This is a genomic window from Vibrio sp. RC2502 (genome assembly GCF_054850435.1).
On the sequence record NZ_CM141453.1, the window covers coordinates 666,848 to 681,192 of the forward strand.

14 protein-coding genes and 1 other RNA gene are annotated in these 14,345 nt (G+C 43.4%); 5 read left to right on the top strand and 10 right to left on the bottom strand.

The window, feature by feature from the left end:
* Positions 1 to 145: 145 nt before the first annotated feature.
* The 3 genes from ACYJZR_RS03070 to ACYJZR_RS03080 all read right to left on the bottom strand — a co-directional run bounded on the left by ACYJZR_RS03070 (position 146) and on the right by ACYJZR_RS03080 (position 3,514).
* Positions 146 to 733, bottom strand: coding sequence for a DedA family protein (locus tag ACYJZR_RS03070; RefSeq protein ID WP_406966313.1), 588 nt, complete (start codon positions 731 to 733; stop codon positions 146 to 148).
* Positions 734 to 955: 222 nt separating this feature from the next.
* Complete coding sequence (locus tag ACYJZR_RS03075; RefSeq protein WP_005464264.1) at positions 956 to 2,488, bottom strand: bifunctional GNAT family N-acetyltransferase/carbon-nitrogen hydrolase family protein; 1,533 nt, start codon at positions 2,486 to 2,488, stop codon at positions 956 to 958.
* A 135-nt stretch (positions 2,489 to 2,623) separates the two neighbouring features.
* Positions 2,624 to 3,514 carry a LysR family transcriptional regulator gene (locus ACYJZR_RS03080; protein ID WP_024699669.1) on the bottom strand — a complete coding sequence of 297 codons (891 nt, stop codon included), beginning with the start codon at positions 3,512 to 3,514 and terminating at the stop codon, positions 2,624 to 2,626.
* 398 nt (positions 3,515 to 3,912) lie between these two features.
* On the opposite strand from ACYJZR_RS03080, the gene ACYJZR_RS03085 reads away from it, so the two are divergent.
* Entirely contained in the window at positions 3,913 to 4,476 is a 564-nt protein-coding gene (locus ACYJZR_RS03085; protein ID WP_005455971.1) for a porin family protein, read from the top strand.
* 118 nt (positions 4,477 to 4,594) lie between these two features.
* Here the strand turns inward: ACYJZR_RS03085 and ACYJZR_RS03090 are convergent, their stop codons facing one another.
* The 3 genes from ACYJZR_RS03090 to smpB form a co-directional block, all read right to left on the bottom strand.
* Positions 4,595 to 4,777, bottom strand: coding sequence for a lipase family protein (locus ACYJZR_RS03090; RefSeq protein WP_406966314.1), 183 nt, complete (start codon positions 4,775 to 4,777; stop codon positions 4,595 to 4,597).
* 277 nt (positions 4,778 to 5,054) lie between these two features.
* Positions 5,055 to 5,422, bottom strand: a transfer-messenger RNA (tmRNA) gene (ssrA, locus tag ACYJZR_RS03095).
* Between the two features lie 67 nt (positions 5,423 to 5,489).
* Positions 5,490 to 5,975, bottom strand: coding sequence for an SsrA-binding protein SmpB (gene smpB / locus ACYJZR_RS03100; protein WP_005455975.1), 486 nt, complete (start codon positions 5,973 to 5,975; stop codon positions 5,490 to 5,492).
* Positions 5,976 to 6,093: 118 nt separating this feature from the next.
* Between smpB and ACYJZR_RS03105 the strand changes: the two genes are divergently transcribed.
* Together ACYJZR_RS03105 and ACYJZR_RS03110 are read left to right on the top strand one after the other, a co-directional pair.
* Positions 6,094 to 6,537, top strand: a complete 444-nt coding sequence (locus ACYJZR_RS03105; RefSeq protein ID WP_005381641.1) for an SRPBCC family protein — start codon at positions 6,094 to 6,096, stop codon at positions 6,535 to 6,537.
* The gene (locus tag ACYJZR_RS03110; RefSeq protein ID WP_005456005.1) at positions 6,527 to 6,874 is read left to right on the top strand and encodes an RnfH family protein; all 348 of its coding nucleotides are present in this window, start codon (positions 6,527 to 6,529) and stop codon (positions 6,872 to 6,874) included. The genes ACYJZR_RS03105 and ACYJZR_RS03110 overlap by 11 nt, the downstream gene beginning before the upstream one ends.
* A 100-nt stretch (positions 6,875 to 6,974) precedes the next feature.
* Here ACYJZR_RS03110 and bamE read toward each other — a convergent pair whose 3' ends face one another.
* The 4 genes from bamE to nadK all read right to left on the bottom strand — a co-directional run bounded on the left by bamE (position 6,975) and on the right by nadK (position 11,731).
* The gene (gene bamE, locus ACYJZR_RS03115; RefSeq protein ID WP_005455981.1) at positions 6,975 to 7,334 is read right to left on the bottom strand and encodes an outer membrane protein assembly factor BamE; all 360 of its coding nucleotides are present in this window, start codon (positions 7,332 to 7,334) and stop codon (positions 6,975 to 6,977) included.
* Positions 7,335 to 7,573: 239 nt separating this feature from the next.
* The gene (gene recN, locus ACYJZR_RS03120) at positions 7,574 to 9,238 is read right to left on the bottom strand and encodes a DNA repair protein RecN (protein ID WP_005456006.1); all 1,665 of its coding nucleotides are present in this window, start codon (positions 9,236 to 9,238) and stop codon (positions 7,574 to 7,576) included.
* Between the two features lie 167 nt (positions 9,239 to 9,405).
* Positions 9,406 to 10,596 carry a DUF3103 domain-containing protein gene (locus ACYJZR_RS03125; RefSeq protein WP_021823044.1) on the bottom strand — a complete coding sequence of 397 codons (1,191 nt, stop codon included), beginning with the start codon at positions 10,594 to 10,596 and terminating at the stop codon, positions 9,406 to 9,408.
* Positions 10,597 to 10,846: 250 nt separating this feature from the next.
* Positions 10,847 to 11,731 (bottom strand): NAD(+) kinase, encoded by an 885-nt coding sequence (nadK, locus tag ACYJZR_RS03130; protein ID WP_005455932.1) that lies wholly within the window; start codon positions 11,729 to 11,731, stop codon positions 10,847 to 10,849.
* Positions 11,732 to 11,876: 145 nt separating this feature from the next.
* Here nadK and grpE point away from each other — a divergent pair, with 145 nt between their 5' ends.
* Both grpE and ACYJZR_RS03140 read left to right on the top strand, forming a co-directional pair.
* Positions 11,877 to 12,473 carry a nucleotide exchange factor GrpE gene (grpE, locus tag ACYJZR_RS03135; protein WP_024700119.1) on the top strand — a complete coding sequence of 199 codons (597 nt, stop codon included), beginning with the start codon at positions 11,877 to 11,879 and terminating at the stop codon, positions 12,471 to 12,473.
* A gap of 417 nt (positions 12,474 to 12,890) precedes the next feature.
* Positions 12,891 to 14,165 (top strand): dicarboxylate/amino acid:cation symporter, encoded by a 1,275-nt coding sequence (locus ACYJZR_RS03140; protein WP_343344252.1) that lies wholly within the window; start codon positions 12,891 to 12,893, stop codon positions 14,163 to 14,165.
* Positions 14,166 to 14,345: the final 180 nt, after the last annotated feature.

Sequence of the window (14,345 nt, forward strand, 5' to 3'; positions counted from 1 at the left end):
AAGAGAAGTGAGCAGACTAATCTCACCGACTTTTATTGTCAACGTCTAGACGTCTAAATGGCTGAGTAATTTTTGTATTTGGAGGAAAGAAAAAAGCTCATGGCATCTATCTTACTGATACCATGAGCCTTTATTGAAAGTGCATTTATAGCGACGATTTTGCTTTTTTTCGCTTGAGTAAGCCTAGGAGCATCAATGCGAACACAACCGCGGCGCTCGCCCAGATTACGTATTTGTAGTGGCTATATAAATGACTGAGTGCGCTGAGGTGCTCAAATGCAAAATGCGTAAGTAAACTGAACACCAAAACCCAAATGGTGGCAGCGAGTGCGTTGCCGAGTAAAAACTCTCTGCGTGGCATTTTTGCTATCCCACACGCCAGAGGCATAAATTGCTTCATCCCTTCAATAAATCGGCTGACCACCAAACAAGCAGGGCCATATTTTTGAATGGTGCTTTGGAGCTTCTGCATTTTAGGGCCAGAGATGTAACCTTTTTTATCTAGCCATCCTTCAAAGTAGTAACCAAGTAAGTAACCACAAGTATTGCCCAAAAAGCAGCTGAGCCAAGATATAGCCATGACCATACTCAGATTCATGACTTGTTCTGAGGCCAGAATTGACGCTGCGATCATCAAAGATTGCCCAGGCATGGGAATGCCAATACCTTCAAAAAAGATGCTGACAATAAGCGCAAGGTAGCCGTACTGCTCCAGCAGAGGCTTCATGGAGATGAGTAAAGCGTTAATGTGTTCCAAATGCTTTCCTCTAATAAAATCGGAAGGAAATGGGAGTGATACTCCTGTTGTTTTCTCTGGTCAATTCTTGTTTCTCATTCCCGAGAAAAACTGACATACCTCTGATAATTGTGTTTACCTGATGCGCTGTTGCGCTGGATTCCGCTCGCCGTTTGATTCACGACGGCGAGCGGTCATTATTATGGCTTGGGTCTCAGGCTACTCTTTTGGTGTTGTGAACGCACCGTACAAATCGAGGCGTCGATGGCGTAAGTTCGTTACCGAGCCTTCGGTGTTGAGCTGTTTCAGCTTGGTTAAGTCAACATCGGCAAAGATGATCATTTCCGTATTCGCACTGGCTTCCGTCAATGTGGCGTCGTGGGGGAAATAAATGTCTGAAGGTGAGAACACCGCTGACTGAGCATATTGAATGTCCACGTTGTCTACGCGCGGTAAGTTGCCGACACTGCCGCCAATCGCTACATAACACTCGTTTTCGATCGCGCGAGATTGAGAACAGATCCGCACACGTTGATAGCCGTTTTTGGTATCGGTCCAGAATGGCACAAAGATAATTTGCGCGCCTTGTTCGGCGAGCATACGACCCAGCTCAGGGAACTCGCTGTCGTAACAAATCAGAATGCCGACCTTACCAGCATCGGTTTCGAACACTTGTACATTATCGCCGCCATCAATTACCCAATCTTTTTGTTCGTGTGGCGTGATGTGGATTTTGTACTGAGCGTTAATTTCCCCATCGCGTTGCAGTAAGTACGCTACGTTGTAGAGCTTGCCATCTTCGATGAGCGGCATACTGCCAGCAATGATATTGATGTTGTAAGTGACCGCCATTTGCGAGAAACGGTTTTTGATCTCTTCTGTAAAGCTAGCAAGAAAGCGAATAGCTTCAACCGAGTTTTGATCGTTTTGCAATCCCATCAACGGAGCATTGAAGAACTCAGGAAACAAAGCAAAGTCGGCTTTGTAGTTGGCCAGAGAGGAGATAAAAAACTCGGCTTGATCGAGCAAGTCTTCCAAATCGTTCATCGCGCGCATTTGCCATTGCACCACGCCAATGCGAATCAAGGTTTTCTCGATGTCGTGAACGGATTGAATGTCTTCCTCGTAGAAAAAATTATCCCACTCTAGCAACGTGGCGTAGCCTTTTGAGGCGTTATCTTCTGGCAAATAGCCACGCATGATGCGTTTAACATCAAAGTCATTCGCAAGCTGGAATGAGAGGATCGGGTCGTGCAATTCGCGGCGTTTTACTTTGTCGATGTACTCTGCAACGCTCAGTTCATCCGCGTATTGGTGGTAATTCGGAATGCGGCCACCGGCTAGTATTGCTTTAAAGTTTTTGCTGCGGCACAACTCTTTGCGCGCGTCGTAAAGACGTCGGCCCAAGCGAAGCCCACGGTAATCAGGGTGAACAAACACATCTAGGCCATACATGGCATCGCCTGTCACTTGGTTCTGAATGACGTTATTTTCGGTGATGATGTCAGTGTACAGGTGAGGAAGTGAAAATCGGTTGTAGTCCACTTTGATCGTCAGCGCAGCGCCGACAATTTTGCCGTTATCCTCAATACAGATTTGTCCATCGGGAAACTGATGAATGAGATCCATGATGGTCAGGCGTGGCCATGATCCGCCCACATCAGGAAAAACGAGGTCCATTAATTCCGCTAACTCTGGGTAATCGGTCGGCTCAATGGTACGTAAAGAGAGTCTTGGCGTGTTGCTGTCCATATCCTACTATCCATTTATCCTTTTCAAATAGTATGGATGAGAATGCCACAAATTTAACCATACTTACATTTGAGGCGCGGTAGGTGATAGGCTCTGCACAATCTTCATATTTATACTGGTTTCATATCGGTAGCTTTAGGTATGATGGGTAAGTTTGTCTTTTAACCAGTCATGAAAAAGTGCCACTTTTCTTGACGTTAACCGGAAGTTTGGGATCACCACATAATAGCCATAGCCGCTGTGAAGCTTTAGATTCCCAATATGTTGGATGTCACCACGCAAAATAGAAAATTGCGCCATAAAATCGGGCAGCAAAGCCAAGCCCTTCTCCATTCTCACGGCTTCACACGCCAAATAAAAATGCTCAAACCCGACGGAGTGATAGGTGATTGGGCACTCTAAATCGTTCTCCTGTTTGAATTGCTCCCACAGCTGCGGGCGAGTCGTTTGCGGAATAAATGGGTAATGGCTGATAGCTTGGTTGTCTGACAGTTTTGGTAGGTTGGTGTTGCCAATCAGCAACAAGGTTTCCTCACATAAGAGCTGGCTATATTCATAATGAGTCGAAAGAGGCAAACACCGCACATGCAGATCGCTTTCGCCATGAATGTTTTTAACTGCGCCATCTCCGGTAAGAATTTTCACGCGAATATTTGGATGGCGCTGGTGGAAATCATCGATATTTGGCACGAGCCAAAGACTGGCAAATGAGGGTGTGACATCGACAACCAACAGCTCTTGATCAGTATTGGTCTGAATTAGGCTGGCGGTTGCATGCTGAATGAGCTCCAGAGCTTCTGTTATTTGGGGCAAATAGCGCTTTCCTTCCTCTGTTAGCTCCACGCCGTTTAACCCTCGATGAATGAGAGGAAGCCCAACGAGTTGCTCTAAAGATGCCATCTGTTTACTGACCGCTCCTTGTGTTACGCACAGGTCATCGGCGGCTTTAGAAAAGCTGAGATAGTTAGCCACAGCAACAAAAGTCCTCAACGCACGAATGGAAGGGTACTCACTGCCTTTTATCATTCTTTCAATTCCATTGAATTTGCTTAGGCACAGAGTAGAGGATTTGTGCTTTTAAGCAAAGCAAGGCACGACGGATGTGTGATTGTCTTCCTTTCTAGTAAACACGCAACGCGATATTTCAATGACTATTTAACAACTCAAGAATATTCACGCTGTGTATTTTTATTTTGAAAAAACTACAAATTAGCGAGAAGCTTTTTCACTAGTTATATTTATCCTAAATTTATATTGTTTGTGTAAGGTAAATAAATAGCCGGTATTTTGTTTTTTGTACGAGTTTTTTTAGCTAATTGTCAGAATCTTATTAAATAAAATAGTTTTTCATTAATTTAATATTGGCATTGCTTTTGCTATTTATGATTGGAACTTTCGATAATCAGTTAATTTAGGAGAACGAAATGAAAAGCAATGTTGTTACTCTGGTTGGTCTATTTTCTCTAGCAACGTTTAGTACTTTATCTTACGCAGCGGACTCCAAAGATCATGGCGTTTATGTAGGTGCGAACTACGGTTATTTAAAAGTTGATGGACAAGATGATTTCGATGACGACAGCGATGCAATGCAAGCATTGGTGGGTTATCGCTTTAACCGTTACTTAGCGTTGGAAGGTGGCTACATTGATTTTGGTAGCTATGGTAACAACTTGGCTAATGCAGAGACGGATGGTTATACCGCAGCATTGAAAGTGACGGCTCCAATCACCGATAGAGTGGATGTGTACGCGAAAGGTGGCCAAATGTGGTATTCGACAGATTATAACGTTGCTGGATTCCATGGGAACAAAGATGACGAAGGGGTATTTGCTGGTGCTGGTGTAGGTTTTAAAGTAACGGATAACTTTTTAGTTAACGCAGAATACACTTGGTACGATGTGGAATTGAATGCAGAAAATGTATTTGATGGTGCGAATACAAATACAGATTTTAAACAAGCATCTTTAGGTGTGGAATATAGATTCTAATAATTCTAAGCCATAATAAAAATGCGAAGCTTAAATAGCTTCGCATTTTTTGTTGTGTTATATGAACTAGACCTGAAATTCTTAGTAAGGAGAAAATTGAAGAGACTATTTTACTCACTCAATCTGTTGCTAATGAAGCAAGAGCACCACCTAAACTATGACCTACGCAGTGTATTACCTTTGGTTCTTTTATGTTCTTTTTCGAATAACCAGCGATGCATGCTGCAAGTTGTGGCTTTATTGTATTGAAGAGATTTACAAAACCTGCATGTACCTTGTAACCGGATGAAGTACCTGATATCCCAAAAGCTTAGAAAACTTTAGATTGAAAAGCATATAGTAAGTACACACTTTCTATCTTTTAATGAGTACTTTTGAATTCTCATGTGTGGTTGGTGTTGTACTTATGAGCGTATAGTCTGCTATTTAATACTCAACGAGTTTTTATCAGCATAGGTTGTAAAGTTACGCAGTAATGCTTGTGATAAGTCATCAGGTAGTATGAGTGCCTGAGAAAAGAAGACAATATGATTGTTGATACAAAAAAGGCCACCCGAAGGTGGCCTTTTCCAAACGTTTGGTGGAGCTGGCGGGAGTTGAACCCGCGTCCGAAAACCGTTCATCATTGGTACTACATGCTTAGTCGATCTTTAAATTCACCATCCACCTGCGAACCGACACGCTAATGAATGACTATCCTGAATTATAATTCGCCGTTCATCTCTCAGGCGGGAGAATCCGGGCTAGCGCGTTTGGGTTTGATCTCTCGTTATTCCCCGTCTTACGTGCGGAAGCTAGGGCGAGAGAGCTCTGAGCAGGGTATTAAGCTGCTAGTGCGTAGTTTTCGTCGTTTGCGACTATTTTTTTGCGGTTTGTTAACGAGGCCTACCGCACCTCGGCATGCACCTCAGACTTCTGAATTCCCGTCGAATCCTAAATCAGCCCCAAGGTATGATTCGCATAGTAACAGAAAAGACTTAGCTGTCCAGCACTATGCGTTTAAGTGGTCAAGATTAACGCAGTGCGCTCTTCATTACGCGTGCTTTTTCTCTTGCCCAGTCTTTTTCTTTAAGATCTGTACGTTTATCGTGAAGCTTTTTACCTTTTGCTACACCTATTTTTATCTTCACCCAAGAGCGAGACCAGTACAGAGAGAGTGCCGTAAGTGTCATACCTTCACGGTTAATGCGACCGAGTAGGTTGTCAAGTTCACGACGACTCATAAGTAGTTTGCGCACACGAGTAGGGTTCGCCACTACGTGTGTCGATGCCTGATTTAAAGGAGTGATTGTCATGCCACTCACAAAGGCTTCACCGTCACGCATGAATACGTAACTTTCAGAAATATTGGCTTTACCTTGGCGAAGGGCTTTCACTTCCCAACCTTGGAGCTCCAAGCCAGCTTCGATTTCATCTTCAATGAAATACTCGTGGCGAGCTTTTTTGTTCAGCGCGATAGTGTTACTACCCGCTTTTTGTTTTGATTTTTTCTTTGCCATAATGGCGTCATTATACGGGTTGGATATCGGATAGGAAATCCTTTTATTTGCGCAATCGTGGAATAAAAGTAAAATTGTCGCGAGCTTTAAATCTGTACATGTATCGATAGGAGTATGTATGAAGCAAGTCAGCCGTTCTGCGTTGGTGTCTTTTAGTGCAGAACAGATGTTTAATCTGGTCAATGATGTTGCTAAATACCCTGAATTTTTGCCTGGTTGTTCGGGCTCTCGAATTATTGAGTCTTCGGGTAACGGCATGGTCGCTTCTGTCGATGTTGCGAAAGCGGGCATCAGTAAAACGTTCACTACGTCCAATGAGCTTATTCCTGGCCAAGCTATTATGATGAACTTGGTTGATGGTCCGTTTAAAACGCTCCGAGGTGGTTGGATTTTTACTGCGTTGGATGAGCAGGCATGTAAGGTTGAACTTAAGCTTGAGTTTGAGTTTTCGAGCAAAATGATTGAAATGGCGTTCGGCAAGATTTTTAACGAGCTAACTAGCAATATGGTTAATGCATTTACCAAACGCGCGAAACAGGTGTACGAGTGTTATGAGTATTGAGTCAGACATGATTCACGTTGAGGTCGTGTATGCATTGCCTCATGAGCAACGCGTGTTTAACTTAGTTGTGAATAACCACGCGACGGTTGAAGAGATCATTCGTCAGTCGGGTGTCTTGGAATTGTATCCAGAAATTGATTTAGCAAAAAACAAAGTAGGTGTGTTTAGTCGTAATGTAAAACTAGACGCGACCGTACGTGATAAAGACCGCATTGAAATCTATCGCCCTTTATTGGCAGATCCAAAAGAGATTCGTCGTAAGCGAGCAGAGCAAGCAAAAGCGGCTGGGAATGCCGATCCAGTGACTGGTGGCAAGCCAAATGCTCTGCGCAAGTAAGCAGAATAAGCAATATTTTAGATGATAAAAAACCTCCCAAGTGGGAGGTTTTTTTGCATAAAGGTTTTATGATGCCAATCGATGTAATGACAGGATTGGTTTATTGGATCTGTTCGTAAAACGCGTCACTTTTCGGGAAGTCACCGCTGATATCGGCCAGCGTTCCTTGGTCATTAAAGTTTACGACAAGATCTTTCTGTACTGGGTCACCGTGGCCTGGCGTGTGATGGTAGATATAATACCAAGTGTTAGGATAGCCATTTTCGATAAGCATTGGCGATCCAAGTACGAAGCGAACCTGTGCTTTAGTCATCCCAAACTTTAATTTATCAACCGCACTTTGTTCTACATAGTTGCCTTGGTTGATATCAATACGATAAACCAGTTTTTCCAATACCGAACATCCTGTCAGCAATGTCATTGCTAATGGTACGGCAACTAACCACTTCTTTAATTGCATAATAATTTCTTAGTAACCTTTAAAATACTGCGCTGATAATAAACAAGCTCGACGCAGATGTAAAAAGCTATGCGTCGCATGGTAGGGAATCTGACAACGAATTTTGAGTTGAGTTGCATTTATTAGCAGATATTAAGGGGTGATAGGGGGCCTAATGGCGTTTTCGTTAGCCGAGTCACTGAAGCGATTAATACGAAAAGAGTCATCAACTGGATTGCCGATGACTCTGTGTCATAGGGTTAGGCGGCGATAAGGAGTTCTTTCGCGTTAGCTAATGTTGAATCAGTGATTTGGCTACCACCGAGTAAACGAGCCAGTTCTGCCACACGTTGTTCTTCATCTAGTGCGCGCATTTGTGTTTCCGTTTGACCACCTTTGGTGTGTTTTGCGACAAACATTTGTTGGTGGCCACAACCGGCTACTTGCGGTAAGTGTGTGACACACATGACTTGAGTCGATTCTCCAAGCTTGCGTAGCATTTTGCCTACTACCGCAGCTGTTGGGCCACTAATACCCACGTCCACCTCATCGAAGATCAAACTTGGCGTATCTACTTTTTGAGCAGTGATCACTTGGATCGCTAGCGAGATTCGGGATAACTCACCACCTGACGCAACTTTCGCAATTGGTTGTAAAGGTTGACCAGGGTTAGTGGAAACCAAGAAGCACACACTGTCCATACCCAGTGGCGACGGATGTGTGTTTTCGTTGTTTACTTCAATGCTGAAGACGGCTTTTTCCATGCTCAGTTCGTGCATGCTTTGCGTGATCAGCTTGTTCAGTTCTTTTGCGTAACGGCTGCGTGATTTATGCAGCTTTTCCGCTTGAGTCAGGAAGCTTTGGTATTTCTGTTCCACTTCTTGAGCCAATTCATCCAGACGTTCATCAGAGCAATCCAATGCTTCGATTTGTGCTAGAAGGTCTTGGTGATGTTGGTATAACTCATCAGGCATAACATGATGCTTACGAGCCATCGACATCACTTTAGAAAAACGCTCTTCGACATAAGCCATACGACCTGGATCAACATCGATGCCATCCAAGTAGCTACGAAGTTCGTTTTTGGTTTCTTCTAGCTGGATCATCGCGTCAGCCAGCATATTTGGTAGCTCGGCTAATTTTTCATCTAATTCCGCTAATTGAATTAGGGAGTGATTGGCCGATTGCAAAATACCAAGCGCATTGACTTCTTCACCTTCGTAAATAAGTTCGAGGGCTTGCTGACAGGTAGCGGCGAGTTCACCGCTATTGGACAGTCGTTTGTGCTCTTGCTCGAGTTCTGCGAATTCTTCTTCACCTAGCGATAGCTCATTCAGTTCTTTGATTTGGTATTCAAGCAACTGTTTTTGCGCCTGATTCTGCTGGCTGTTTTCCTTGAGTTGCTTGAGGTTATTGTCTGCCTGACGCCAATGTTGGTACGCACTGCGTGTACTCTTTAATAGATTTAAGTGTCCGGCATATTGATCCAACATCGCCATTTGGTATTCGCTTTTCATCAGTTGGTGATGCGCGTGTTGTCCATGGATGTTGATTAACAGCTGCCCAAGAGATTTTAATTGTGAAAGTGGTACTGGGCTGCCGTTGATGAAGGCTCTTGAACGGCCTTCTTTAGTTATGATGCGACGCAAGATACATTCAGTGCCATCCAGCAGATCGTTATCTTCTAGCCAACGCGTTGCATGTAGGTTGTTGTCCAGTAAAAAGGCGGCACTGACTTCGGTTTTCTCTTCACCTTGACGCACCATACCTGCATCGGCACGTCCGCCTAGGCACAGACCTAACGCATCAATCGCAATAGATTTACCAGCGCCTGTTTCACCTGTAATGGTGGTCATGCCCTTAGAAAGCTCGAGTTGTAAAGACTTAACAATCGCAAAATTATTAACACTTAGATGAGCCAGCATTTTTATTTACCTGTATAACTGAACAATACTGTATATGAGAACAGTATATACTGTTTCTTTATACAGTAAAGATGAGCGGGAATATTTTTATCTAACAGGTTATTTTTTGTGATGAGGTGGGAAAAATGAGTCGAAGTCTCGACAACGACTCATTGAAATTGAAAGGGTTATGGGCGAGTTGGATTGATCGTCAGTGGCTCTAGTGTCACGACAGCATTAACACTTGCTCCTGGGTGATCGACATACGACGTGTCTTGCATCAACGTGTAGAAAACGTCAACAAAGTCATCATCGTTGGTAAGCACACCATCTGGAATGGCATCGATGATCTTGTTAGTGATTTGTGGGATGACTGCGTATGCCTGAACTTGCGGATCTGGGATGGCTTTCAGAACTTCTTCAGCCACTTGCACCAATAGTTTCGCCAGCTGTTTGTAGTCTGTGCCGTCATCTTGCTCCATCAGAACAATATCTGCAGCGCCCCAGCGGTAGCGAGACCAGTGAATGATGATTTGATTTGGGTAGTAATCTTGGTTGTCGTAATCCAAGTAAGGAAGCTCTACCAGATCAATTGTCGGCTCGTCGCGGCTTGGATTGACACCTGTCACGATGGCGTAAACCTCTGCTTTGCCAGAGATCCACGGTTCTTTGTCATCCGCTAAGCGAATTTTCTTCAGTTGAGTTGTTTGAATCGGAGCGACATCACTTGTCACTGCGCTTTGTAGCATTGGTGAAGATTGTTTTTGACTCTCTGAATAATAAGGCTGAATTAGAGCTGGCTGCCCCAGTTTTTTCATTTCTGCCTGCATCGCCTGTAAGCCTGCTTTGAGCTCTGCAGAGCTGTTGTTATCGACAACTAGAACGGGAACGTCAGGAAGCTGATACACATCAAGTTGATGAATTTGCCCGTAAACGTCAAACGCTTCGATGTATTGCCAGCTTTCATCATCACCGCTTGGTTCAAAGGCAAAGAGTGGTGCAACGTCGCCATTGAGCCATGCTCCTAGCATTTTTTCGTTGGCTAAGCGCACTTCTAGCAATTGATCTGAGAATTCAGTAATGCCTTTCCAGCTACGAATTTGAGCATCGGCTTCAACGAGCTGTTGGCTAAATTCTGCAGTAGGGTTTTGCTCAATGAAAGAGGAGACAGGAACATTGGTTTGTTGAGCAGTAATATCTCTTCTCAACATTGGCTCAATTGCCGTATAGTTTTCGCTCAGTTGTTGAGCAAGTTCCCGTTTGGTTTGTGTAATGTCGTCCGCACGCGCATTAGATACGTTTGTCACTTTAGTATCTTCAGATTGGCAGCCAATCAGTGCTAATGTACTGAGAACAGACAGAATGATAGTTTTTTTCATAGTATGTCCTTTATTGATTTTATGAAATAGAGTTAATACTCTATTCATGGTGAGAATATCACCCGACATACTCCATTCAATTTGCTTTTCTGGAATAAGTTAAACTTTGCACACAGGATCAAGGTTTATAAATTTCGTTTTAACGGCAGGATATATTGCGTCGCCTTATTAGTAAGGTTTTACGTGTTATCCCAAAAAAGAAAAAAGCCAGCAGCAATCAGCAACTGGCTTAAATTCGTGTTCATGAAAGCTAGAATAACTTACTAGACCAACCGAGTTTGTTCCTTAATACGTGATAGTAGCTGTAGTCTTTCGGATGGATGAGTTTGAGTACATTTGGGCTTTGATAAATGTGGATCTCATCGCCGGGAGAAACTGGCAGCGACACTTGTCCATCACAACTTACTTCTTGTGTACCGCGATTTTCTGGTGACACAATCAGTTTGATTCTGCGTTTGCCATCAACCACCAACGGTCGGCTAGATAAGGTATGAGGGAACATAGGCACCAGTGAAATGGCATTCAGGCTTGGTGACAGAATAGGGCCACCACCAGAAAGTGAGTATGCTGTCGAGCCTGTTGGTGTGGAGACAATCAACCCATCGGCGCGTAAAGAGAAGGCAAAGCTTTCATCAATGTACACCTCAAACTCAATCATATGTGCGATTTGCCCAGGATGGAGTACGGCTTCGTTTAAAGCGGCGTTATGACTTTTTATTTGACCATGACGATGCACTTCTGCCTCAAGTAAGAAACGCTCTTCTTCAATGTACTCTCCCGCAAGTACGGCTTTGAGTGCCGCTTGGAAATCGTCTGGGTTTAAATCAGTTAAAAAGCCTAGATTGCCACGGTTTACGCCAATCACAGGCACGTCAAAACGCGATAAAATTCTCGCTGCGCCCAGCATGTTGCCATCACCACCGACAACTATCGCAAGATCTGCGTTTTTGCCCAACTCAACTAAGCTGGCGAAGTGGTTTTGCGGGATCTCGTCCAAAATCGCTGCAAGGCGATCGTCAATAAACACTTTGTAACCTTCTGAGGTCAGCCATTCGTAAAGCTCTTTATGAGTCTGAATCGCTTGTTGATCTCTTGGTTTTCCGATAATCGCGATCACGTTACATGGATTTTTCATAGCATTTCCGCATTAAAGAGGCTTGAATCAGGAATCTTCATCCCCATAATAATGGCAAGTTACCTAAATATGCGAATTTTTATGTGGTTAAAGCCCGCAAAACGAGCATGGCTTTAAGGGCATTACGTTGAATTCTGGAGATATCATGAGCAACGAAGAAAACAAAGTTACAGAAGAAGAGCTTGATCAAATCATCGAAGAGGCTGAAAAAGTAGAAGCTGCGGCTCAAGAAACTGAAGCAGAACTTGAAGAAATTGGTGACGAGAAAGACGCTAAGATTGCTCAACTAGAAGCGGCATTATTGTCTAGCGAAACCAAAGTAAAAGATCAGCAAGACGCAGTGCTTCGTGCAAAAGCTGAAGTTGAAAATATGCGTCGTCGTACTGAACAGGAAATCGACAAAGCGCGTAAATACGCTCTTAACAAGTTCGCTGAAGAACTGCTTCCTGTTATCGATAACCTAGAGCGTGCGATTCAAGCGGCAGATACAGAAAACGAAGTGATTAAGCCGATCCTTGAAGGTGTTGAGCTGACCCACAAGACGTTTGTTGATGTGGTTGCTAAGTTTGGTTTGAAAGAAATCAACCCTGAAGGCGAAACGTTCAACCCTGAATTCCACCAAGCAATGTCTATTCAAGAAAGCCCAGATCATGAATCAAACACCGTGATGTTTGTTATGCAGAAGGGTTATGAGTTAAACGGCCGTGTGATTCGTCCTGCAATGGTCATGGTTGCTAAATAACGACGCAAGTCACTGCAAAGTAAATACAAAATGCCTATCACGTTTGTGATGGGCATTTTTGTTTTAAACAAAGGTGTGCTCCCTCCGTCTCGCTGAACCATCGATATCTAAAATTTGATCCCTTTCAAAGTTTTTCCTATTGGGGATATTTTTTCTTATAGGGAATTTTCTTTCTATCAACTGCGTAGTTATACAACCTTAAACCGATAACTGGTTGTTATCATTTGACTAAGTGAGTTTTGTTCTGAATATGAATGTATTCATAGTTTGTTTTGCTGAATTTTGTTGTTAACAAAAATGTAAATTATCGCTTTATTTTGTAACTTTGATATGTATTATTTGCGACCACTGCTTTAGAAATAAGCAGATATAACTACAAAAATGTAAATAGTAAACACAACATATCGGAGATTTATAATGGATAAATCGCTTTCTAGTAAGATTTTCATAGGCTTGTTTGCCGGCCTTGTGCTGGGCACAGCTATTCAGTACTTATTTAGTGGTATTGCGATTTTTGATACTTACCTACTTGGAACGGCAGAAGGGGTTGGCGGCATGTTTGTCTCGCTGATCAAGCTTTTGGTTGTGCCTCTTGTGTATGTTTCAATCGTGTGCGGCATTGTCGATTTGAAAGACATTAGCGCTTTTGGTCGTCTTGGTGGGAAAACTTTTACTCTCTACATTCTCAATACCATCATTGCGATCGCAGCAGCGCTGACCGTAGGTTTAATTTTCCAACCGGGTGCTAGTGCAAACTTAGCGGGTACTGTTTCTGAAACCGTCAAACTGACGACAACTGAAACACCAGATATTTTCTCGCTCGTGGTAAACATTGTACCAAGCAATCCAGTACAAGCTTTTGCTAACGGCGACATGCTACAAATTATCTTTATGGCTATTTTGACAGGTCTAGCCATTCAAGCTCTGGATTCTCGTGGTGGCCCTGCTATCCGCACGTTTAAGATGGCCAATGAGATCATGATGAAGCTGGTTGGTTTGGTCATGAGTCTAGCACCTTACGGTGTGTTTGCTCTGATGATTCAACTAGGTGCAACCTTAAATGCGAATACACTGATGTCTGTTGCAGGTTATGTTGCGCTTGTCGTGGCTATGCTTGTGTTCTGGATTTTCATCTTCTATCCAATGGCAGTTGGTATTACGACTGGAACTTCTCCAAAGGCGTTTCTCCGCGCAACTCGTGAACAAATCCTATTTTCCCTATCTACGGCAAGTTCAAATGCAACCATCCCTGTAACCATGCGTACTCTGACAGAGAAACTGCAAGTTTCTAAATCAGTTGCGGGTTTTGGTGTACCGCTAGGCGCGACGATGAACATGTCAGGTGTATCTATTTATATCGCGCTTGCAACAATCTTCGTTGCTAACGCGTTTGGCCAGCCAATTAACACCGCTGATGTGTTTACACTCGGTCTGACGATTCTTCTTCTTTCTATTGGTGCTGGTGGCGTACCAGGTGGTGGTGTGGTGATGGTTGGTGTGCTTCTTCACCAATTGGGTCTTCCACCAGAAGGTTTAGCTATCATTGCAGCGGTTGACCGTATCAACGATATGTTCTGTACCTCTTCGAACGTGGTAGGGGATACCGCAGTGAACACTATTGTCGCCAAAACAGAAGGTGAGATCGGCAATCAAGAAGAAGTAGAGGCGCAGCCTGCACAAGCTAATGCCTAGCCTTGAACAATAGAGTTGAATCTATATATATAGAAAGCGAGCGGAATGAGCTCGCTTTCTTGTTTTTATGTCACAGAAAAATAACCGCTTTTCATCATGTTTACTTTGGAAGTTGTCTCTGGAATGTGATGCATTCCCAACAAGCTGGAAAGAAATCAATTAATTCATAAAAAATACGCT

What these genes read in the sequence shown, in the direction of transcription:
- ACYJZR_RS03125 (WP_021823044.1), bottom strand. Translation starts at nt 10,596, where the DNA reads ATGAAAAAAACTATCATTCTGTCTGTTCTCAGTACATTAGCACTGATT.
- grpE (WP_024700119.1), top strand. Translation starts at nt 11,877, where the DNA reads ATGAGCAACGAAGAAAACAAAGTTACAGAAGAAGAGCTTGATCAAATC.
- ACYJZR_RS03085 (WP_005455971.1), top strand. Translation starts at nt 3,913, where the DNA reads ATGAAAAGCAATGTTGTTACTCTGGTTGGTCTATTTTCTCTAGCAACG.
- bamE (WP_005455981.1), bottom strand. Translation starts at nt 7,334, where the DNA reads ATGCAATTAAAGAAGTGGTTAGTTGCCGTACCATTAGCAATGACATTG.
- ACYJZR_RS03105 (WP_005381641.1), top strand. Translation starts at nt 6,094, where the DNA reads ATGAAGCAAGTCAGCCGTTCTGCGTTGGTGTCTTTTAGTGCAGAACAG.
- nadK (WP_005455932.1), bottom strand. Translation starts at nt 11,731, where the DNA reads ATGAAAAATCCATGTAACGTGATCGCGATTATCGGAAAACCAAGAGAT.
- ACYJZR_RS03110 (WP_005456005.1), top strand. Translation starts at nt 6,527, where the DNA reads ATGAGTATTGAGTCAGACATGATTCACGTTGAGGTCGTGTATGCATTG.
- recN (WP_005456006.1), bottom strand. Translation starts at nt 9,238, where the DNA reads ATGCTGGCTCATCTAAGTGTTAATAATTTTGCGATTGTTAAGTCTTTA.
- smpB (WP_005455975.1), bottom strand. Translation starts at nt 5,975, where the DNA reads ATGGCAAAGAAAAAATCAAAACAAAAAGCGGGTAGTAACACTATCGCG.
- ACYJZR_RS03140 (WP_343344252.1), top strand. Translation starts at nt 12,891, where the DNA reads ATGGATAAATCGCTTTCTAGTAAGATTTTCATAGGCTTGTTTGCCGGC.
- ACYJZR_RS03075 (WP_005464264.1), bottom strand. Translation starts at nt 2,488, where the DNA reads ATGGACAGCAACACGCCAAGACTCTCTTTACGTACCATTGAGCCGACC.
- ACYJZR_RS03080 (WP_024699669.1), bottom strand. Translation starts at nt 3,514, where the DNA reads ATGATAAAAGGCAGTGAGTACCCTTCCATTCGTGCGTTGAGGACTTTT.